Source organism: Pseudomonas borbori (assembly GCF_900115555.1).
Taxonomy (GTDB): Bacteria; Pseudomonadota; Gammaproteobacteria; order Pseudomonadales; family Pseudomonadaceae; genus Aquipseudomonas; species Aquipseudomonas borbori.
The window spans coordinates 52,106-69,571 of the sequence record NZ_FOWX01000003.1 but is presented as its reverse complement, the minus strand read 5'-3'; the positions used below and the strand labels follow the sequence as shown (position 1 = coordinate 69,571).

The following is a 17,466-nucleotide window of genomic DNA, read 5'->3' as shown; positions in this document are numbered from 1 at the left end:
GCGGCTACTCGCCGGCCAGCTTGCGCTCGTACTGGAAGCGCCAACGGGTGTACATCAGCGCGGCGCAGAACAGGCTGACGCTGAGCAGGACTTGCGCCCAGCCAAACAGTGCCTTGGACGGGTCGAAGGCGGCCAGTACCCCCTGAATGAAGTAGAGGTTGACCACGAAGCAGGTCCAGGCGTGGGCGCGGGCGTTGCCGAGGATCAGGCCGGGGGCGAGCAGCAGCAAAGGAGCCAGCTGGAAGGCCGGGATCACCCAGAGCAGTTTGCCCGGTAGGTCGGCGAACAGCAGGTTCCACACCAGCAACAACACCGCCAGGGCGAGGAAGCTCAGCAGGCTGACGGCACGACTGATGGCCATGCGCGGCTGCAGCCAGTCGAGCGGCGGCAGGGGTTTGCGGGTTTTAGCCACGGACTGTCTCCAGTTTCATCGCGGTCTGCGCCAGGCGCTGGCCCAGTACGCGGCAGAGGCTGATTTCATGTTCGTCGAGGGCGCGCTTGCCGTCGACGCCCGCATGGTGGCTGGGGCCGTAAGGCGTGCCGCCGCCGCGGGTCTCCAGCAGCGCGGACTCGCTGTAGGGCAGGCCGGCGATCAGCATGCCGTGGTGCAGCAGGGGCAGCATCATCGACAGCAGGGTGGTTTCCTGGCCGCCGTGCAGGCTGGCGGTGGAGGTGAATACGCCGGCCGGTTTGCCGACCAGGCCGCCGCTCAGCCACAGGCTGCTGGTGCCGTCGAGGAAGTATTTCAGCGGCGCCGCCATATTGCCGAAGCGGGTCGGGCTGCCCAGAGCCAGGCCCGCGCAGTTCTTCAGGTCGTCGAGGCTGACGTAGAGCGCGCCTTCGGCGGGAATCTGCGCGGCTACCGCTTCGCACTCGCTGGAGATTGCCGGAACCGTACGCAGGCGCGCCTCCAGGCCGGCCATTTCCACGCCGCGGGCGATCTGCCGGGCCATGTCGGCGGTGGCGCCGTGGCGGCTGTAATACAGCACCAGAATATAGGCTGCACTCACGGCAGGAGCTCCAGGACTTTCTCCGGTGGCCGGCCGATCACCGCCTTGCTGCCGACGATCAGGATCGGTCGCTCGATCAGTTTCGGGTGGGCCACCATGGCCTCGATCAGTTGCGCCTCGCTCAGGCCGGGGTCGGCCAGGTTCAGCGTGCGGTATTCGTCTTCGCCGCTGCGCAGCAGTTGCCGGGCACCGATCCCCAGTTTGCCGAGCAGGTCGCTCAATTGGGCCGCGTCGGGCGGGGTTTCCAGGTAACGCACGATGGTCGGCGTGAGGCCGCGCTCTTCGAGCAGTTGCAGGGCGCCACGGGATTTCGAGCAACGGGGATTGTGATAGAGCGTCAGATCGGTCATGTGCGGGTCGCATCTTGCGTCAGGTGGCAGCTATTCTAACCGCGTCGACGCCCTTGTCTGAACAGGGCTGAGTATTTGTGGCCTGCAACGGGGGCGTGAGTTGATAGCTAAGGAGAGGGAATGCGTCAGCGCTTGAACAATTGGCTGGAATTCTGGCGCTTTCTGCTGCAGCGCTTTCTCTCCGATCGCGGCGCCAACAATGCCGCTGCGTTGACCTACACCACGCTGTTTGCGGTGGTGCCGATGATGACCGTGACCTTCAGCATGCTCTCTGCCGTGCCGGCCTTTCAGGGTACTGGCGAGCAGATCCAGGCGTTTATTTTCCGTAACTTCGTGCCCTCGGCCGGTGAAATGGTCCAGGAATACCTGCGTAACTTCACGGCGCAGGCCCGTCAGTTGACCTGGATCGGGGTGATCGTACTGGCAGTTACCGCCTTGCTGATGCTGGTCACTATCGAAAAAGCCTTCAATACCATCTGGCGAGTACGTCAGCCGCGCCGCGGCGTCTCGAGCTTTCTGCTGTATTGGGCCATTCTGAGCCTGGGGCCGATCCTGCTGGGCGCCGGCTTCGCGGTCAGTACCTATATCGCTTCGCTGTCGCTACTCTCCGGGCCCGATGCGCTGATTGGCGCAAAAACCCTGCTGGGTTTCGCGCCGCTGCTGTTCAGCGTGGCCGCCTTCACCCTGCTCTATGCCTCGGTGCCCAACGCGCGGGTGCCAGTGCTGCATGCACTGTTGGGTGGGTTGTTCACGGCGGTGCTGTTCGAGGTGGCCAAGGCGCTGTTCGGTCTCTATGTGCAGCGTTTCCCGGGCTATCAGTTGATTTACGGCGCCTTTGCCACGGTGCCTTTATTCCTCCTGTGGATCTACCTGTCCTGGCTGATCGTGTTGTTTGGGGCCGAACTGGTCTGCAACCTGAGTTCGTCGCCGCAGTGGCGCAAACGCGCCATGCCGCGGTTGTTGGTGGTGATGGGGGTCTTGCGGGTGTTTTATGCGCGTCAGCAGTCGGGTCTGAAAGTGCGCCATCGCGATGTGCAGCGCCAGGGCTGGCAGTTGCCGGAGCATGAGTGGGAGGAGGTGCTCGAGTTTCTCGAGCAGCAGCAGTTGGTCGCGCCGACCAGTGCGGGAGCCTGGGTGCTGAGCCGTGATCTCGGTCGTTACAGCTTGCAACAGCTATTGAACCGCAGCCCCTGGCCGCTGCCACAGCTCAGTCAGCTGCCGGAACAGCTCGATGAGCCCTGGTACCCCGCGCTGCGTCAGGCGCTGGAGAGGCTGTACGAGGAGCAGGCAACGTTGTTCGAGGGCAGTCTGGCGGACTGGCTGAACCCGGCGGCCGAGTGACAAAAAACGTCGGTTTGCGGCATGGCGTCGGTCTCCGCTCATAGCTATTGGCACTGGCTGCTCTCAGTGGGGCCAAAGCAGGCTGGCACGCTTCTGGCTATCGTTATGGCAGATTGCAATCAGGTTGTCGGCATTGATGGGGATTGAAGGCGTTTCATGACAATTGAACGTTTTAGCGAAGCCGCTCATGGCAAGGTGATCCACTTGCATCAACGCGATCCGCAAGAAGCGTTGGAGCGACTGAATCGGATTACCGGGCTGCATTTTGCGCGCTGGCCCGAGTCGCTGGTGCCGCAGCTGGCTGAACCCGGCGCAGAGCCGTTAGCCGAGCCAAACGGCGCTACGGCGCAGGTCAGCGTCTGAGCAAAGCAAGAACCTCCCGCGGTTTGGCGATCTGCAGGCTCAGGCTAAAGCTTGATGCCTGTCTTGGCGAGTCGCGTCGACCGCCTGGATAAACAGCTCTTCGACCACCAGGGTAGTCGCCGGCACCGCAGAGCGCAGGCGTATCTGCATATCTTCGATCTTCTGTTTGACCGGGAGTCTGGCGACCCCGGACAGCAGGATCTTGTCGTGTGGGCTGACTTTGCCGTGATCCACGCTGACCTCGCGGCGCCTGTCGCCATCACGGTAGCTGACCAGCAAGGATACCGGCAGATTGGCCAGCCCCGGCAATTGCAGCCAGGTGGCGATGTTGTATTCGGCTACACGTCCTTCGTAGGGCGTGACCAACAGGCGGGCGGCATCGACGATGCGCAATGGCACAGGGCCGATCAACTTGTCGTGGGCGTTGGTCATTGCGCTGTTCCCAGGCTTATAACGGAGTGTATCGAGGCGATGGCAGCGAATTATAGGCAGGGGGCTGCCGAGCAAACTGTGCGCTCGACCACTGCTCGCTGTGATCCGTCTCGCAGTTCCTGTCGCTCAGGCCAGTTGCAGTGGGTGGCGCGTGACCGAGGCGGTGCTGAGGTTGGCCGGCGGGAGCGGCATGATCACCTGGTTATGCACATTGGCCTGTTGCAGCCAGAGGTTTTCCCCTTCGCCGAATTCCCCATTGGGTAGCCACAGGCCGTGAAGCCAGCCATTGCCGGGTGTTGGCGTGCTCTGCAAAATACCTGAGTGAGTTTGTGCGCTGGGGGCGCGGCGCAGCCAGACCGGTTTCGCCAGGCCTTTCAGGTAGTGCAAACCGAGGTGCAGCCCTTCGATATTGAGATGGCGCCAGCGCACCAGTGCCAGGCGCGGTGTCGCGCTGCCGGTCAGCAAGAGCACCAGTTGCCCCACTGCTACCTGCGCCGCCTGATCCGGGTGACACAGCAGGCGCGCGCCGCCGGTACTGGCATCGAGCATCTGGGCTGGCGAGGAGCAAGGCCGCTGCTCCAGCAGTTGGGCGTGGATGGCGGGCAAGCCAACCAGCAGGTTGCAGGCCACATCAAACTCTTCGCGTGGGTGGCGGCGTTGTTGCTGGCCCATCCAGTGGTGCTGAACGCGCTCGAGCAGTTGCCGCTCGTGGGCACTTTGCAGTGGAGCTGGATCATGCAGGGCGACCAGCAAGGCGCCCAGCTCGAAACGCCGCAGGACGTCGCGGCTGCCGTCGGGTTGTTGCGCATAGCCGAGACAAGGCTGCGACTCGGTCAGGTCGACGATCGGCGCTTCGCTGTCGCCCTCGTCATCCCAGGGCAGCAAGCGCGCCAAGCCTGCCAGGGGGGCGAGGGCGCCAAACAATTGGGGACATTCGCCTTCGGCAAGGTGAAAGGGGTTGCTCAGGGCGAGCAGCAGCATCTGCTGATAAAGACCGCGCAAGGTGCTCGCCGGTGCTGGCTGGAAGGCGGCTGCGACCGGCTCGTCCAGGCACTCCTGGTGTTCGCCGATCCAGTACAGCAGATGACTGTCGCGCCACAGGCTGGGTGGCGGCTCCTGATACAACTGGTAGTGGCGCAACAGGCTATGCGCGAGGAAATGCTGGGCCATGTACAGGCACCAGGCCAAATGCGGACGCGAGGGTTGCCGGCCTTTGAGTATCTGCAGCAGCAGGCGTTTGAAGCCGATAGCCAGCTCGTTGCACAGACGCACGAACAGCGGCGACGGGAGCTTGCCTTCAAGGTAGACCGCGGCATAGTGGCGATATTCGTCGCTGCAGTTTTGCAGCGCACGCTGCCTTTCGAGTAAGGTCATGGCATTGCGGTTGAGCCTGAACAGCAGGCCGAGCAGCTGTTGCAGTGCATCTTCATGCGGCAGCGAACGAGCTTGGGCTAACCGCTCGTTGAGGTCGGCCAAAGGCGCCGCGTCTTCTTCGAGGATGTCCGGCACTTCAAGGCGCAAGGCATCTAGCGTCATATCAACCCAATGTGGACGAGGAGCGAATGCATGGGAACGCGATTCCGGGTCGTGATTCGTACGGTGATGGGAGTTTGCGCCGGCTTGATCCTGGCTGGTTGCGCCGAAGATATCGGCGTCGATCAGCATGGACGAAAGGTACCGGCTGAGCGTCTGGAAGGCCAGTGGTTGGTGATTAATTACTGGGCCGAGTGGTGTGCACCCTGCCGTAGCGAAATTCCCCAACTGAATGCCCTCGCCGTGCAGCTCGAGGCGCAATCGGTGAGCGTGTTGGGGGTAAATTTCGATGGCCTGCAGGGTGCGGAATTGACCAAGGCGTCGCAGGCGATGGGGATCGAATTCACCGTGCTCGAGCAAGACCCGGGCGCGCGCTATGGGCTACCGCCCAGTGCCGTGTTGCCGGTCACCTATATCGTCGATGACCAGGGGCAGATGCGCGAGCGCTTGCTCGGCGAGCAGACGGCGGCCGGCTTGGCCGCGCGGGTGCAGGCCTTGCGGACTGGAGGGTAGTGGCATGCAGCGAATCTGTTTACATGGCTATGTCAGTGGTCGGGTGCAGGGGGTGTTCTTCCGCCAGGCCACTGCCGAACAAGCCGAACGCCTGGATGTGGATGGCTGGGTGCGTAACCTCGGCGACGGTCGCGTCGAGGTGTTGCTCGAAGGTGAGGAGCCCGCGGTGCGCGAACTGGCCGCCTGGCTGGAACAAGGGCCGGCGAAGGCCAAGGTCACCGCGCTCGCGCTGGAGGAACAGGCGTTGCAAGGGATCACTGGGTTCATCGTGCGGCGCTGATGGCTTAAAGTGGCCTGGGCTACGAGAGCTGTGGGTGGATGACGCCTTATTCATTCGCTGCCATCGCCGTTGGTAGATGGGTAAAACGTCAGCTACGCGCCCCGATCCACCCTACGATGCGACAGACCTTGCACATGAACTTGGGATTTCCCGGATGGGTCCAGCCATCCGCGAATCACGGCTTGACGTACCAGAAGTCGTGCCAGAAACCGATGACCTTGGCCGGATAGGCCTGTTTGCCGAGGCTGCCGTTGTAGCGCGCCAGGGCGCGGCTCAGGTTGCCGTTCTCTTTGCGCAGATAGAAGCTGAGGATGGTGCAGCCGTAGCGCAGATTGGTGGCGTTATCGGTGAGGTTGTCCTGCGGGCGACCGAGTTCGGCTTTCCAGAAAGGCATCACCTGCATCATGCCCTGGGCGCCGGCCGAGGAAATGGCGAAGCGGTCGAAATGGCTTTCCGTGTGGATCAGGGCCAGAACCAGGTCGGGGCGCAAGCCGGCCTTGCTGGCTTCGCGGTGCACCAGCCGGAGCAGGCTCAGACGTTCTTCGGCGGCAGGGATGTAGCGGGTCAGGCGGGTCGACATGTCCAGCAGCCAGACCTCGGCATCGAAGCGGTCCTGGAAACTGTCGGCCTCGGCTACCGTGCGCTGCAGCAGCGTACGCAGTTCCGGCTCGGGTGCCTGGCGCAGGCTGGCATGGCCGGGCAGGCACAGCAGCGTCAGCAGCAGGGTCAGGCACAGGCGCAAGGCCATGCTCGCGTTCAGTCGTTGCCGGGGTCGGCAACCAGGCGCCCGGCATCGCGCATCAGGGCCAGCAGGAAGCTTTCCTGCAGTTCGGGGTCGTTGCGGGTCAGTTCGATCAGGCTCTGTTCTAGCTCGCTGGCTTCTTCCTCCAGGCCCAGCTCGGACAAGCGCTTGACCCGGTGCACCCACTGTTCGACCTCGTCGTCTTCCAGATCATCGTAGATCAGCTTATGCGCTTCCTGCAGCTTGCCGCGCAAGGTGCGGCTGACCAATAAGGCGGCATCCGCCCGGGTCGAGCCTTGCGGGTCTTCGACGCTCAGCTGCAAGGTGCCGATGCGGCTGACATCCTGCTCGGCAAAGGGACTGTCGAGCAGGTTGAGGCGTAGAACGCCATTGCGGTCGGTCAGCAGCTCATGGGTTTGTTCGTTGGCTTTGACCCGTACCGAGCGCTCGGCCCAGGGCAGGCTGGAGTATTCCATGCGGGCGTCCTGGCGTTGCTCGTCGAGGCTGGCGAGGTTCTGCTGCGAGCGTCCGTTGGACTCGACGTTCATGAGCGGATTGAGCCCGGCGAAGCCATAGCTGATCCAGTCTTTGGTGGCGCTGTCCGGCAGCCTGCCGAGCAGCACCACGTTGAGTGCGTTGGCGCCGATGCCGGCGATTACGGCAACTGCGCCCAGCGGTACTTCGTAGAGTTCGCGCCAGGGTTGGTAAGGCGTGTAGCGGTCGTAGCGACGGCTGACCTCGAAGGCGGTCACCTCGAAGGTCTTCTGTTCGTGCACCCGCACCCGTCGTTGCGGCAGTTCCAGTACGCGCGGCTCGCCGATGTCGATTTGCAGGCTGTGATCCAGCAGTTTGCGCTCGACGCGCTCCTCATGTTCGCTGCGTTGCGGCAACTGGTTGGCGCAGCCACTCAAAAAGAGGGCGCCGCAGAGTGCGGCGCCGACAAGGCCTGGGGTGCTTCGTTTGAACATGACGGCTCTTATAAAAGGCTGAAATCAGCGGCGGATACGTGCGTGGATGAAGGACATGATGTCGGCGACGGCAACCACCTGAGCCTCGGTTTCCTGGCGGCTCTTGTATTCCAGATTGCCTTCGGCCAGGCCGCGATCGCTGATCACGATACGGTGCGGGATGCCGATCAACTCCATGTCTGCGAATTTGATGCCCGGACTGGTCTTTTTGTCACGGTCATCGAGCAGCACTTCGAAGCCGGCAGCTGTCAGGTCGGCATAGAGTCGGTCGGTGGTTTCCCGTACGGCGTCGGTTTCATAGCGCAACGGCACCAGGGCGATCTGGAACGGCGCCAAGGTGTCGTTCCAGAGAATGCCGCGCTCGTCGTTATTCTGCTCGATGGCGGCGGCAACCACGCGCGATACGCCGATGCCGTAGCAGCCCATGGTCAGGGTCGTCGGCTTGCCATTCTCGCCCATCACGGTGCAGTTCAGCGCTTCGCTGTATTTGCTGCCCAGCTGGAAGATGTGCCCGACTTCGATGCCGCGCTTGATCTCCAGCGTGCCCTGGCCGTCCGGGCTCGGGTCGCCAGCGACCACGTTGCGCAGGTCGGCGACCATCGGCAGGGGCAGGTCGCGCTCCCAGTTCACGCCAAAGTAGTGCTTGTCGTCGATATTGGCGCCGATGGCGAAATCGCTCATCAGGGCGACCGAGCGATCGACGATGCATGGCAGTGGCAGATTCAGCGGGCCGAGGGAGCCGGCACCGGCGCCGATGGCGTCGCGCAGCTCGGCTTCCGAGGCCATGACCAGCGGACTGGCCACCTGCTCCAGGTTGGCTGCCTTGATCTCGTTCAGTTCGTGGTCGCCACGGATGATCAGGGCGATCAGGGTGCCGGCTTCGGCGCCATGCACCACCAGGGTCTTGATGGTTTTTTCGATGGGCAGGTCGAAACCCTCCACCAGGTCGGCGATGGTCTTGGTGTTCGGGGTCTCGATCAGGCGCAAGGCTTCGCTCGCTGCGCCGCGCACGGTTTCGCGCGGAATGGCTTCGGCCTTCTCGATATTGGCGGCGTAGTCGGAGCTGTCGCTGAAGGCGATATCGTCTTCGCCGGATTCGGCCAGGACGTGGAACTCATGGGAGCCGGTGCCGCCGATCGAACCGGTATCGGCCTGCACCGGACGGAAATTCAGGCCCAGGCGGGTGAATATGTTGCAGTAGGCCTGGTGCATGCGGTCATAGGTCGCTTGCAGCGACGCCTGGTCGACATGGAAGGAGTAGGCGTCCTTCATGATGAACTCACGGCCGCGCATCAGGCCGAAGCGCGGGCGGATCTCGTCGCGGAACTTGGTCTGGATCTGGTACAGGTTGAGCGGTAACTGCTTGTAGCTGCTCAATTCGTTGCGCGCCAGATCGGTGATCACTTCTTCGTGGGTCGGGCCGACGCAGAACTCGCGGCCGTGACGGTCCTTCAGGCGCAGCAGCTCGGGGCCGTATTGCTCCCAGCGGCCCGACTCCTGCCACAACTCGGCGGGCTGGATTGCCGGCATCAGCACCTCGAGGGCGCCGGCGGCGTTCATCTCCTCGCGGACGATGGCTTCCACCTTGCGCATCACGCGCAGCCCCATCGGCAGCCAGGTATACAGGCCCGAGGCGAGCTTGCGGATCATGCCGGCGCGCAGCATCAGCTGGTGGCTGATCACCACGGCATCGGACGGGGTTTCTTTGAGGGTCGAGAGCAGGAACTGACTGGTGCGCATAATTGGCCGTTTTGTCGGTTGCAAGGGCTTTTGATAGGTCGGCATTGTACGGTGCCTGTACTGTGGCGTACAGGATGCAGGCAGGCGGTTCAGGAGGAGGCGGGTGTGACGGTATTGACGGCGGAACAGGTTCAGGCGCTGATCCGGGCGGGTTTGCCCATGGCCGAGGACATCGAGCTGTGCATCGACCGGCTGGATGCGCAGGGGGTGCTCGCGCGGGTGCCTTTTCATGCCAAGTTGGTGCGCCCCGGTGGCACCCTGTCCGGGCCGACCATCATGGCGCTGGCGGACGCGGCCATGTATGCGGTGGTGCTGGGGCGGTTGGGTCGCGTGGAAATGGCGGTGACCTCCAATTTGAATATCAACTTCCTGGTCAAGCCCAGGCCGGTGGACTTGTTGGCCGAGGCGCGAATATTACGTTTGAGTCGGCGCCAGGCAGTGTGCGAAGTGTCGTTGTATTCGCTGGGCAATGCAGAAGAGTTGGTGGCGCATGTCACCGGAACTTACGCCTTGCCACTTTGATGGTGGTTGGTTAAATAGTGATCAATATGTAAGTGCAGGCAAGAAAAAGCCCGGCAGAAGCCGGGCTTTTTCGTATTGCTAACGAATTACAGCTGAATTACAACACGCTCAGCGGGTATTCGACGATCAGGCGGAAGTCGTTCAAGTCCGCACTGTAGTGGTCATTCATGGCACTGTTGGCGCGCCAGATGGAGTTGCGAATGCGGAACGACAGGTCTTTTGCGGCACCTTCCTGGATCACATACTTGGTTTCGAAGTTGAACTCGTGCTCTTTACCTTCGTCGGCGCCGACTACGCCGGTGTCGATGTTGTCGCCGTAGATGTAGCGGGTCATGAAGCTCAGGCCCGGTACGCCGTAGGTGGCCATGTTCAGGTCATAGCGAGCCTGCCAGGATTCCTCGTCCGCGCGGTCGAAGTCGGAGAACTGAACCGAGTTGGCCAGCCAGACGGTGCCGCCGCCATCGACGCCATAGGCGTAGGCGGTATCACCGGAGGAGCGCTGGTGGGCCAAAGTGAAGGTGTGAGCGCCCAGGGAGTAGGCTGCTGCCAGGCTCCAGATCTTGTTGTCAACGTCGCCCGAGAGCTTCTGGCCATCGTCGTTGGTTCTGTAGCCGTTGAGGTCGAAGTTCAGTGCTTGATCTTCACCCAGGGGCAGGTTGTAGTTCAGGTTGACGTAAGTCTTCTTGAAATGGTCTTCGACGTCGGAGGCGTGGATGGCGGCGCTGAAGTTGTCGGTGAAGCTGTAGCTGACACCAACGATGTTGGCGGACGACAAGGCAAAGGTGTCGCGATCGGTGCTGGTCTGGCTGCTCATGGCAGTGAAGCGGCCAGCGGACAGTTCCAGGCCTTCGATCTCATTGCTGGTCAGCAGGGTGCCGGTGGCAACTTCAGGCAGGATGCGGCTGTCGTCGGTGCTGAAGACCGGGCTGGCAGTGAACTGGTTGCCGTACTTCAGTACGGTGTCCGATACGCGGAACTTGATTGCGCCGCCCACTTCGGTCTGGGTGTCGTCACCGCGACCGTCATCGGTCTGGTCGAACTGGCCGGTACCGAAACGACCGCGACCGCTGTCCAGCTTGATGCTGGACAGGGAGTGGGCGTCTACGCCGACACCAACGGTGCCTTGGGTGAAGCCGGATTCAGCCAGCAGGCGGATGCCCAGGCCAGTCTCTTCACGATAGCCCGCAGGGTTGGCGGAAGTGCTGGCGCCGTTGCTGGCACCGTTACGGAAATCGCGGTTGTGATACAGGATGCGATTGAAAATATTGAAAGTGCTGTCTTCCAGAAAGCCCTTGGACTCGGACTGGCTGGAGGCCACTGCCATTTGGGTACTGCCCGCTGCTACTGCGAGGGCGATTACGCTCCACTTCATCACTTGCATCGTGATTGCTCCTTTGGTTTAGAAGAGTTGCGCTGTCCGACTGTTTGTTATATGGACAGCTCTTTCTTTTTGTGTCGGCGCTAACTTATAGCACGCAGCCAAAGTTGGCGATAGTTGCAATCTGTTCCTTGCGCTTTGTTCACGGTCATGTCGCAAAATCCGATAAAACATGTCGCAATTCTGTAGATTCCTGCGTGTGTTTTGCAGCGTCGACGAATTCTGCAATTTTGGTTGCTGGCAACCGGGTTTTGAAGCTTGGCGACCCGGTATCCCGGGCGTCGCGGTAGCTTAAAGCAAAAGTCGTGCTCAAGGTGCCGAGCTTTGATCATGGGGTGAGCTTTTGCAGGGGCCGGCTTCTTCTGGTGCGCATTGTAAAGGAGTTGTCGCCAGATTTCATGGGGGTTACAGCCATGTCATGACGGATGAAGTATGCGGGAAAATTGCTGGTGACACAGGCCTCTCGATGTGTATTTGCGGCGTTCGGCTGGGGCGTTCGGTTGTCGTGGTAACGCTTGTGGGGGTTGCCATTACGCTAGGAAACAAACCGTGCGCGAGAATGGTGCGTGGCTTGTTGCGCCGTACTCGTGCATGGCTGGCCTGTGTGGGGTGGCTGCTGGGGCGTAGAGGTGAATCCGTTGCGGCTCCCGCGTATGCTGCCGGTCCGTCGCTTGGCATGTCGGGTTTGCGCTATCGGCACTAAGCTTTGTCTATTCAATGGTCTGGCAGGAGGGTGCCTATGTTCGTTCTGGATTCGCGTTTGCAGCAGGACACTCTGCCGGTGGGGGATTTTCCGCTGTGTCGTTTGTTGTTGATGAATGATGCCAATTATCCCTGGTTCATCCTGGTGCCCAGGCGCGAGGAGGTGAGTGAGCTGTTTCAGCTCGATGGCCTTGATCAGCAGGCCTTGTGGCAAGAAGCCACGATGCTGGCCGAGACGCTCAAGGATGCCTTTGGCGCCGACAAAATGAACATTGCCACCCTGGGTAATGTGGTCAGTCAACTGCATGTGCATGTGATCGCGCGGCGGCGTGACGATCCGGCCTGGCCGGCGCCGGTGTGGGGAAGACTGCCTGCGCAGCCGTATGGCGATGAGCAGGTGCTGGCGATCAAGGACAGGTTGCGCCTGGTATTGGCTGAAAATTTCTGTTTTATCGAGGATTGAGGGATGAATGCGGAGCAGCGAATTACCGATCTGGAAAGCCGTTTGGCTTTCCAGGATGACACCATTCAGGCGCTCAACGATGTGCTGGTGACTCAGCAGCGGGAGTTGGAGCGCTTGCAGTTGCAGGTCGCGGCTCTGGCCAGGCGCCAGGAGGAAATAGGTGGCCGGCTCGATGCTGCGGAAGATGAGGTGCCACCCCCTCACTATTGATGGTGGCTGGCGATGTCGTATAAACAGAAAAGCCCGCATTTTGCGGGCTTTTCTGTTTGGCGTCGGGGCTAGCGTCGGGCGGGGGAGGCAATCACGTCTTCCGCTTGCAGGCCCTTGTCGCGCTGCATGACGGAGAATTCGACGCGCTGGCCTTCGACCAGGACCCGATGGCCCTCGCCGCGGATTGCGCGAAAGTGCACGAAGATATCGTCACCCGAGTCGCGGGAAATGAAGCCGAAGCCTTTGGAGGTGTTGAACCATTTGACTGTGCCGGTTTCCCGGTCGGTCATGTTCTGTGGTGCTGCGCTGTCACGGACTTTCAGGCGCAGGTTGGTCGCCAGGTGCAGCAGTACGGCGGCCAGCACGGTGAGCAGGCTGAACAGGGTGGCGGGCAGGTCGGCGATCGTTGGTAACGGGGCCAGCAGAATCAAGGCTTGCAGCAGTGTGCCCAGGATCAACAGGGCAGAAACCAGGTTTTGCAGTTGATGGCGCAGGCCCGAATGCCAGATAGGCAGTTGCGGTGCCAGGATCAGGTTGAGTAGGCCGAACGAGGCAAGGCTCAGAGCCTCTGGCTGTTGTAGGAATGGCAGGGTGGTATTGCTGAGGCTTGGCACAAAGGACAGTAGCAGGGCGGTGAGGCCCGTTAGCAGGTGGACGATTTTCAACATATTCAATGAGCTCACTTATTAAAGGATCGCCAGGATGAGCCGGTTGCACGGGCATTGCCTTGAGTTGAGGGCGTTGTGGATGCGCGTGTGATCGGCCTATGCGCTGATCCATGACTCGGAGCAGCGGCACGGGGCGTATTTAACAGCAAAGAGGTGAGCTACTCAAATCAAGCGCTTATGGCGCTTTCGCGGGATTCGGGGTGGACCTGATTGCGGCCGTTGTGTTTGGCCTGGTAAAGCGCGTCGTCGGCGCGGGTAAGCAGGCTTTCCAGGTTGTCGCCAGGTCTGGCCAGGGCGAAGCCGAAGGAGGCGCTGATGCTGTCCAGCACCTGGTCGGTGCGGCGTACTTTGATGCGCAGTGACTGGATTTTCATGCGCAGGCTTTCGGCGAAAGCGTGTGCGCTATGGCTGTCGAAGCACTCGCGAAGAATTACGCAGAACTCTTCGCCGCCGTAGCGTGCGGCAGTGGCGCGCGGTGGCAGGGCGTCGCGCAGTAGTTGGCCGACATGCTGCAGAACCCGGTCACCCAGTGGGTGGCCGTATTGGTCGTTGAACTGCTTGAAGTGGTCGATATCCAGCATCACCAGGGCTACGCCCTTGTGCTCGCCGGCGAGCGCCTGTTCCAGTAGGCGGGTAAAGGCGTGCCGGTTGAAGACCTGGGTCAGGCTGTCGAGGGTTGCCGCGACGTGGGCGCGTTCCAGTTGGCCGCGCAGGTGCTGGATCTCGTTCTGCGCTGCACGTATGCGGTAGAGAAATTTCTCTTGCTGATCCTGCATCAGTTGGGTGCTTTGTTGCAGGTCGTTCAATACGTTGGGCAGATCGTCGATGATCGGCTCTTGCAGGGCGGCGAGGCCCTGTTGCAGGCTGACTTGGTAGTTGTGGCTGCCGGCCACGCTGAGCGAAACATCGTCTTCGATGCCGTCAACCAGTTCGATGACTTGTTGCTGGCCAGCGCGGGCTTCTTCGAGTTCGTGGCGAATGATGTAGTCGCGGAACAGTTTGGTGGCTGCTTCCGCTGGAAAGCTGTCGAAGTCTGTGACGATCTTGTCCAGGCGGCGATTGAGGTCCGGCTCCTGGCCTTTGCTGTAGGTGTACCAAAGAGCGTAGTGCAGCGGGTTGGGGGGGATGCCGTGACGCATCATCAAGGGCACGGCCTGCTTCAGCAGGGCGGCTGCCTCGCGCGTGTCTTCCGGGTAGCGCTCAACAATGCTGGGGGTTTTGTTTGGCTTGCTCATGCGCGTCACTGTGGCAAGTTGCGAATGGCTGAAGCATAGAGCAGGGAGTGGTCCTGCGCCTAGGCGCATTTCTCAGAGTTGCCAGTTTCAGGTAAAGGCCAGGGTGATTGGGGGCTTTGCCTGCTGCTGGTTTCAATCGGTTGTCAGACCGTCGAAGCGCTGTCGCATTTTTCAACGGCCTGTTGGCGCTTTGCGCTCGCTGATCTGTCAGGCGTCGAGCAGGCTGCGCAGCATCCAGGCGGTTTTTTCATGCACTTGCATGCGCTGGGTCAGGACGTCTGCGGTGGGTTCGTCGCTGACCTTGTCGAGCAAGGGGAAGATCCCGCGCGCCGTGCGGATCACCGCCTCCTGACCCTGAACCAGTTGTTTGATCATGTCGGCAGCGCTGGGTACGCCTTCTTCTTCCTTGATCGAGGACAGGCGCGCGTAGGCCGCGTAGCTGCCGGGGGCCGGGAAGCCGAGGGCGCGGATGCGTTCGGCGATCTGGTCGACCGCCAATGCCAGTTCGGTGTATTGCCCTTCGAACATCAGGTGCAGGGTGTTGAACATCGGGCCGGTGACGTTCCAATGGAAGTTGTGGGTTTTCAGGTACAGGGTGTAAGTGTCGGCGAGCAGGCGGGATAGGCCTTCGGCGATGGCGGCGCGATCCTGTTCAGCGATTCCGATATTGATTTCCATACCATTTCTCCTTTCAAGTGGGCCGGAGCTTGTCTGGCTCCGCAGTGGGCAGAGCCTAGCATAGGGGCTGCATGCTTGATCTCGGCTTATGTCAATAAGCGTCATTGTTTGATGCTATGGGATTCTTGGTCGGCATGGTTGTCTGCTGCGGGTGACTTGGTGGGGCTGATGGGGGGCGTTTGCTCCGCGACCCTCTGGAGGCGGCCTCGTGATGGCTCCCGATATTTCCACGGCCTCTGAGCCTGTGTGGCTGGACAAAAGCGCGTGGGCTGGCGGCTGCAAGTGACGGCTTAACCATATATAATCCCGCGCTTTGCCGCGAAGCGCGGGTTGAGGGCGGTCTGGCGCAAGTGCGCCGTTGGTCGATTGCTGGCCCCGCCGAATGCTGCAATTGCAGAAAATGCCGCGTGAACCTGCCGACAGGCATGGGCCCGGACAAGCGCGCCGCACTCCACGCGGTCCAACGAATTCAAGACTCAAGAGAAGCGACTACCACCATGATGCGCAGCCATTATTGCGGCCAACTGAACGAGAGCCTGGACGGCCAGGAAGTCACCCTTTGCGGTTGGGTCCATCGCCGCCGTGACCATGGCGGGGTGATCTTCCTCGACATCCGTGACCGCGAAGGTCTGGCCCAGGTGGTGTTCGATCCCGATCGCGCCGAGACCTTTGCCGTCGCCGACAAGGTGCGCAGCGAATATGTGGTGAAGATCACCGGCAAGGTGCGCCTGCGTCCGGACGGTGCGCGCAATGCCAACATGGCCAGCGGCGCCATCGAGGTGCTGGGTTATGAGTTGGAAGTGCTCAACGAGGCGGAGACCCCGCCGTTCCCGCTCAACGAATACTCCGATGTCGGCGAGGAAACCCGCCTGCGTTACCGCTTCATCGACCTGCGTCGCCCGGAAATGGCGGCCAAGTTGAAGCTGCGCTCGAGCATCACCACCAGCATCCGTCGCTACCTGGACGACAACGGCTTCCTCGACGTGGAAACGCCGATCCTCACCCGCGCCACCCCGGAAGGCGCGCGCGACTACCTGGTGCCGAGCCGCACCCATGCCGGCAGCTTCTTCGCCCTGCCGCAGTCGCCGCAGCTGTTCAAACAACTGCTGATGGTGGCCGGCTTCGACCGTTACTACCAGATCGCCAAGTGCTTCCGCGACGAGGACCTGCGCGCAGACCGTCAGCCGGAGTTCACCCAGATCGACATCGAGACCAGCTTCCTCGATGAAAACGACATCATGGGCATCACCGAGAAGATGATCCGCCAGCTGTTTCGCGAAGTGCTGGACGTGGAGTTCGCCGACTTCCCGCACATGACCTTCGCCGAGGCCATGCGCCGCTATGGTTCGGACAAGCCGGACCTGCGCATCCCGCTGGAACTGGTGGATGTGGCCGATCAGCTCAAGGATGTCGACTTCAAGGTGTTCAGCGGTCCGGCCAACGATCCGAACTGCCGCGTCGCCGCGCTGCGCGTGCCGGGCGGGGCGAGCATGCCGCGCAAGCAGATCGACGATTACACCAAGTTCGTCGGCATCTACGGTGCTCGCGGCCTGGCCTATATCAAGGTCAACCAGCGGGCCAATGGCGTCGAAGGCCTGCAGTCGCCGATCGTCAAGAACATCCCGCTGGACAACCTCAACGTGATCCTCGATCGGGTCGGTGCGGTCGACGGCGATATCGTGTTCTTCGGCGCCGACAAGGCCAAGATCGTCAGCGAGGCCCTGGGCGCGCTGCGCATCAAGCTGGGTCACGACCTCGAGCTGCTGACCTGCGCATGGGCGCCGCTGTGGGTAGTCGACTTCCCGATGTTCGAGGAAAGCGACGACGGCAGCCTGACCTCGCTGCACCATCCGTTCACTTCGCCGAGCTGCAGTGCCGCCGAGCTGGAGGCCAATCCAGCCGCCGCGCTGTCGCGTGCCTATGACATGGTGCTCAACGGCACCGAGCTGGGCGGTGGTTCTATCCGTATCCACGACCGGGGCATGCAGCAGGCGGTGTTCCGCGTGCTCGGCATCGGCGAGGAGGAGCAGCAGGAGAAGTTCGGCTTCCTCCTCGACGCGCTGAAATACGGTGCGCCGCCGCACGGTGGCCTGGCCTTCGGTCTGGATCGTCTGGTGATGCTGATGACCGGCGCGCAGTCGATCCGCGAAGTGATCGCCTTCCCGAAAACCCAGAGCGCGGCCTGCGTCATGACCCAGGCTCCGGGCGTGGTGGACAACAAGGCGTTGCGCGAATTGCACATCCGCCTGCGCGAGCAGCCCAAGGCCGAATAAGCCTTGCCGACGACAAGGAGCCTGGGTTTGCCAGGCTTCTTCGTTATGGGTGTTACGAAACCTGA

Annotated in this window: 20 protein-coding genes and 1 pseudogene; 8 read left to right on the top strand and 13 right to left on the bottom strand. The window is 61.6% G+C overall.

The window, feature by feature from the left end; all coding sequences use genetic code 11:
• Positions 1 to 4: 4 nt before the first annotated feature.
• From BM315_RS02945 to arsC, 3 genes are read right to left on the bottom strand one after another with little or no spacing between them, the layout of a single operon-like run.
• Complete coding sequence (locus tag BM315_RS02945; protein ID WP_090497657.1) at positions 5 to 412, bottom strand: DUF2069 domain-containing protein; 408 nt, start codon at positions 410 to 412, stop codon at positions 5 to 7.
• Positions 405 to 1,010: an NAD(P)H:quinone oxidoreductase gene (gene wrbA, locus BM315_RS02940; protein WP_090497655.1), complete on the bottom strand. Its 606-nt coding sequence runs from the start codon at positions 1,008 to 1,010 to the stop codon at positions 405 to 407. Before wrbA ends, BM315_RS02945 begins: the two co-directional genes overlap by 8 nt.
• Positions 1,007 to 1,360: an arsenate reductase (glutaredoxin) gene (gene arsC / locus BM315_RS02935; protein ID WP_090497653.1), complete on the bottom strand. Its 354-nt coding sequence runs from the start codon at positions 1,358 to 1,360 to the stop codon at positions 1,007 to 1,009. Before arsC ends, wrbA begins: the two co-directional genes overlap by 4 nt.
• A 120-nt stretch (positions 1,361 to 1,480) precedes the next feature.
• Here arsC and BM315_RS02930 point away from each other — a divergent pair, with 120 nt between their 5' ends.
• A complete protein-coding gene (locus BM315_RS02930) occupies positions 1,481 to 2,701 on the top strand; it encodes a virulence factor BrkB family protein (protein WP_090497651.1) in 1,221 nt (406 codons plus the stop codon).
• Between the two features lie 156 nt (positions 2,702 to 2,857).
• A complete protein-coding gene (locus BM315_RS02925) occupies positions 2,858 to 3,064 on the top strand; it encodes a hypothetical protein (protein ID WP_090497649.1) in 207 nt (68 codons plus the stop codon).
• Positions 3,065 to 3,103: 39 nt separating this feature from the next.
• Here BM315_RS02925 and BM315_RS02920 read toward each other — a convergent pair whose 3' ends face one another.
• The gene (locus tag BM315_RS02920) at positions 3,104 to 3,496 is read right to left on the bottom strand and encodes a hypothetical protein (RefSeq protein ID WP_090497647.1); all 393 of its coding nucleotides are present in this window, start codon (positions 3,494 to 3,496) and stop codon (positions 3,104 to 3,106) included.
• Between the two features lie 126 nt (positions 3,497 to 3,622).
• Positions 3,623 to 5,032: a PilZ domain-containing protein gene (locus BM315_RS02915; protein ID WP_090497645.1), complete on the bottom strand. Its 1,410-nt coding sequence runs from the start codon at positions 5,030 to 5,032 to the stop codon at positions 3,623 to 3,625.
• A gap of 30 nt (positions 5,033 to 5,062) precedes the next feature.
• Between BM315_RS02915 and BM315_RS02910 the strand changes: the two genes are divergently transcribed.
• Both BM315_RS02910 and BM315_RS02905 read left to right on the top strand, forming a co-directional pair.
• Positions 5,063 to 5,542, top strand: coding sequence for a TlpA disulfide reductase family protein (locus BM315_RS02910; RefSeq protein ID WP_170862151.1), 480 nt, complete (start codon positions 5,063 to 5,065; stop codon positions 5,540 to 5,542).
• A 4-nt stretch (positions 5,543 to 5,546) separates the two neighbouring features.
• Positions 5,547 to 5,822 carry an acylphosphatase gene (locus tag BM315_RS02905; RefSeq protein WP_090497643.1) on the top strand — a complete coding sequence of 92 codons (276 nt, stop codon included), beginning with the start codon at positions 5,547 to 5,549 and terminating at the stop codon, positions 5,820 to 5,822.
• Between the two features lie 175 nt (positions 5,823 to 5,997).
• Here BM315_RS02905 and BM315_RS02900 read toward each other — a convergent pair whose 3' ends face one another.
• The 3 genes from BM315_RS02900 to BM315_RS02890 are packed head-to-tail and all read right to left on the bottom strand — an operon-like array spanning position 5,998 to position 9,272.
• Positions 5,998 to 6,570 carry a transglycosylase SLT domain-containing protein gene (locus tag BM315_RS02900; RefSeq protein WP_090497642.1) on the bottom strand — a complete coding sequence of 191 codons (573 nt, stop codon included), beginning with the start codon at positions 6,568 to 6,570 and terminating at the stop codon, positions 5,998 to 6,000.
• Positions 6,571 to 6,578: 8 nt separating this feature from the next.
• The gene (locus tag BM315_RS02895) at positions 6,579 to 7,532 is read right to left on the bottom strand and encodes a hypothetical protein (protein WP_090497640.1); all 954 of its coding nucleotides are present in this window, start codon (positions 7,530 to 7,532) and stop codon (positions 6,579 to 6,581) included.
• 24 nt (positions 7,533 to 7,556) lie between these two features.
• On the bottom strand, positions 7,557 to 9,272 hold the full coding sequence (locus BM315_RS02890; RefSeq protein WP_090497638.1) for a proline--tRNA ligase: 1,716 nt from the start codon (positions 9,270 to 9,272) through the stop codon (positions 7,557 to 7,559).
• Between the two features lie 114 nt (positions 9,273 to 9,386).
• Here BM315_RS02890 and BM315_RS02885 point away from each other — a divergent pair, with 114 nt between their 5' ends.
• Positions 9,387 to 9,794: a PaaI family thioesterase gene (locus tag BM315_RS02885; protein ID WP_090497941.1), complete on the top strand. Its 408-nt coding sequence runs from the start codon at positions 9,387 to 9,389 to the stop codon at positions 9,792 to 9,794.
• A 97-nt stretch (positions 9,795 to 9,891) separates the two neighbouring features.
• Here BM315_RS02885 and BM315_RS02880 read toward each other — a convergent pair whose 3' ends face one another.
• Entirely contained in the window at positions 9,892 to 11,175 is a 1,284-nt protein-coding gene (locus BM315_RS02880; RefSeq protein ID WP_090497636.1) for an OprD family porin, read from the bottom strand.
• Between the two features lie 736 nt (positions 11,176 to 11,911).
• Here BM315_RS02880 and BM315_RS02875 point away from each other — a divergent pair.
• Together BM315_RS02875 and BM315_RS02870 are read left to right on the top strand one after the other, a co-directional pair.
• Complete coding sequence (locus BM315_RS02875) at positions 11,912 to 12,337, top strand: HIT family protein (RefSeq protein WP_090497634.1); 426 nt, start codon at positions 11,912 to 11,914, stop codon at positions 12,335 to 12,337.
• Between the two features lie 3 nt (positions 12,338 to 12,340).
• The gene (locus BM315_RS02870; protein WP_090497632.1) at positions 12,341 to 12,547 is read left to right on the top strand and encodes a SlyX family protein; all 207 of its coding nucleotides are present in this window, start codon (positions 12,341 to 12,343) and stop codon (positions 12,545 to 12,547) included.
• A gap of 68 nt (positions 12,548 to 12,615) precedes the next feature.
• Here the strand turns inward: BM315_RS02870 and BM315_RS24610 are convergent, their stop codons facing one another.
• The 4 genes and pseudogenes from BM315_RS24610 to BM315_RS02855 all read right to left on the bottom strand — a co-directional run bounded on the left by BM315_RS24610 (position 12,616) and on the right by BM315_RS02855 (position 15,128).
• Complete coding sequence (locus BM315_RS24610; protein WP_170862157.1) at positions 12,616 to 12,837, bottom strand: cold-shock protein; 222 nt, start codon at positions 12,835 to 12,837, stop codon at positions 12,616 to 12,618.
• Between the two features lie 57 nt (positions 12,838 to 12,894).
• Positions 12,895 to 13,215: pseudogene (locus BM315_RS25230) on the bottom strand (cold shock domain-containing protein membrane protein); the annotation flags it as partial.
• Positions 13,216 to 13,382: 167 nt separating this feature from the next.
• Complete coding sequence (locus tag BM315_RS02860) at positions 13,383 to 14,450, bottom strand: GGDEF domain-containing protein (RefSeq protein WP_090497628.1); 1,068 nt, start codon at positions 14,448 to 14,450, stop codon at positions 13,383 to 13,385.
• A gap of 207 nt (positions 14,451 to 14,657) precedes the next feature.
• Entirely contained in the window at positions 14,658 to 15,128 is a 471-nt protein-coding gene (locus BM315_RS02855) for a Dps family protein (RefSeq protein WP_090497626.1), read from the bottom strand.
• 497 nt (positions 15,129 to 15,625) lie between these two features.
• On the opposite strand from BM315_RS02855, the gene aspS reads away from it, so the two are divergent.
• Positions 15,626 to 17,401: an aspartate--tRNA ligase gene (aspS, locus tag BM315_RS02850; RefSeq protein ID WP_090497624.1), complete on the top strand. Its 1,776-nt coding sequence runs from the start codon at positions 15,626 to 15,628 to the stop codon at positions 17,399 to 17,401.
• The last annotated feature ends 65 nt before the right edge of the window (positions 17,402 to 17,466 follow it).

What these genes read in the sequence shown, in the direction of transcription:
- arsC (WP_090497653.1), bottom strand. Translation starts at nt 1,360, where the DNA reads ATGACCGATCTGACGCTCTATCACAATCCCCGTTGCTCGAAATCCCGT.
- BM315_RS02930 (WP_090497651.1), top strand. Translation starts at nt 1,481, where the DNA reads ATGCGTCAGCGCTTGAACAATTGGCTGGAATTCTGGCGCTTTCTGCTG.
- BM315_RS02925 (WP_090497649.1), top strand. Translation starts at nt 2,858, where the DNA reads ATGACAATTGAACGTTTTAGCGAAGCCGCTCATGGCAAGGTGATCCAC.
- BM315_RS02920 (WP_090497647.1), bottom strand. Translation starts at nt 3,496, where the DNA reads ATGACCAACGCCCACGACAAGTTGATCGGCCCTGTGCCATTGCGCATC.
- BM315_RS02915 (WP_090497645.1), bottom strand. Translation starts at nt 5,032, where the DNA reads ATGACGCTAGATGCCTTGCGCCTTGAAGTGCCGGACATCCTCGAAGAA.
- BM315_RS02910 (WP_170862151.1), top strand. Translation starts at nt 5,063, where the DNA reads ATGGGAACGCGATTCCGGGTCGTGATTCGTACGGTGATGGGAGTTTGC.
- BM315_RS02905 (WP_090497643.1), top strand. Translation starts at nt 5,547, where the DNA reads ATGCAGCGAATCTGTTTACATGGCTATGTCAGTGGTCGGGTGCAGGGG.
- BM315_RS02900 (WP_090497642.1), bottom strand. Translation starts at nt 6,570, where the DNA reads ATGGCCTTGCGCCTGTGCCTGACCCTGCTGCTGACGCTGCTGTGCCTG.
- BM315_RS02895 (WP_090497640.1), bottom strand. Translation starts at nt 7,532, where the DNA reads ATGTTCAAACGAAGCACCCCAGGCCTTGTCGGCGCCGCACTCTGCGGC.
- BM315_RS02890 (WP_090497638.1), bottom strand. Translation starts at nt 9,272, where the DNA reads ATGCGCACCAGTCAGTTCCTGCTCTCGACCCTCAAAGAAACCCCGTCC.
- BM315_RS02880 (WP_090497636.1), bottom strand. Translation starts at nt 11,175, where the DNA reads ATGCAAGTGATGAAGTGGAGCGTAATCGCCCTCGCAGTAGCAGCGGGC.
- BM315_RS02875 (WP_090497634.1), top strand. Translation starts at nt 11,912, where the DNA reads ATGTTCGTTCTGGATTCGCGTTTGCAGCAGGACACTCTGCCGGTGGGG.
- BM315_RS02870 (WP_090497632.1), top strand. Translation starts at nt 12,341, where the DNA reads ATGAATGCGGAGCAGCGAATTACCGATCTGGAAAGCCGTTTGGCTTTC.
- BM315_RS24610 (WP_170862157.1), bottom strand. Translation starts at nt 12,837, where the DNA reads ATGACCGACCGGGAAACCGGCACAGTCAAATGGTTCAACACCTCCAAA.
- BM315_RS02860 (WP_090497628.1), bottom strand. Translation starts at nt 14,450, where the DNA reads ATGAGCAAGCCAAACAAAACCCCCAGCATTGTTGAGCGCTACCCGGAA.
- BM315_RS02855 (WP_090497626.1), bottom strand. Translation starts at nt 15,128, where the DNA reads ATGGAAATCAATATCGGAATCGCTGAACAGGATCGCGCCGCCATCGCC.
- aspS (WP_090497624.1), top strand. Translation starts at nt 15,626, where the DNA reads ATGATGCGCAGCCATTATTGCGGCCAACTGAACGAGAGCCTGGACGGC.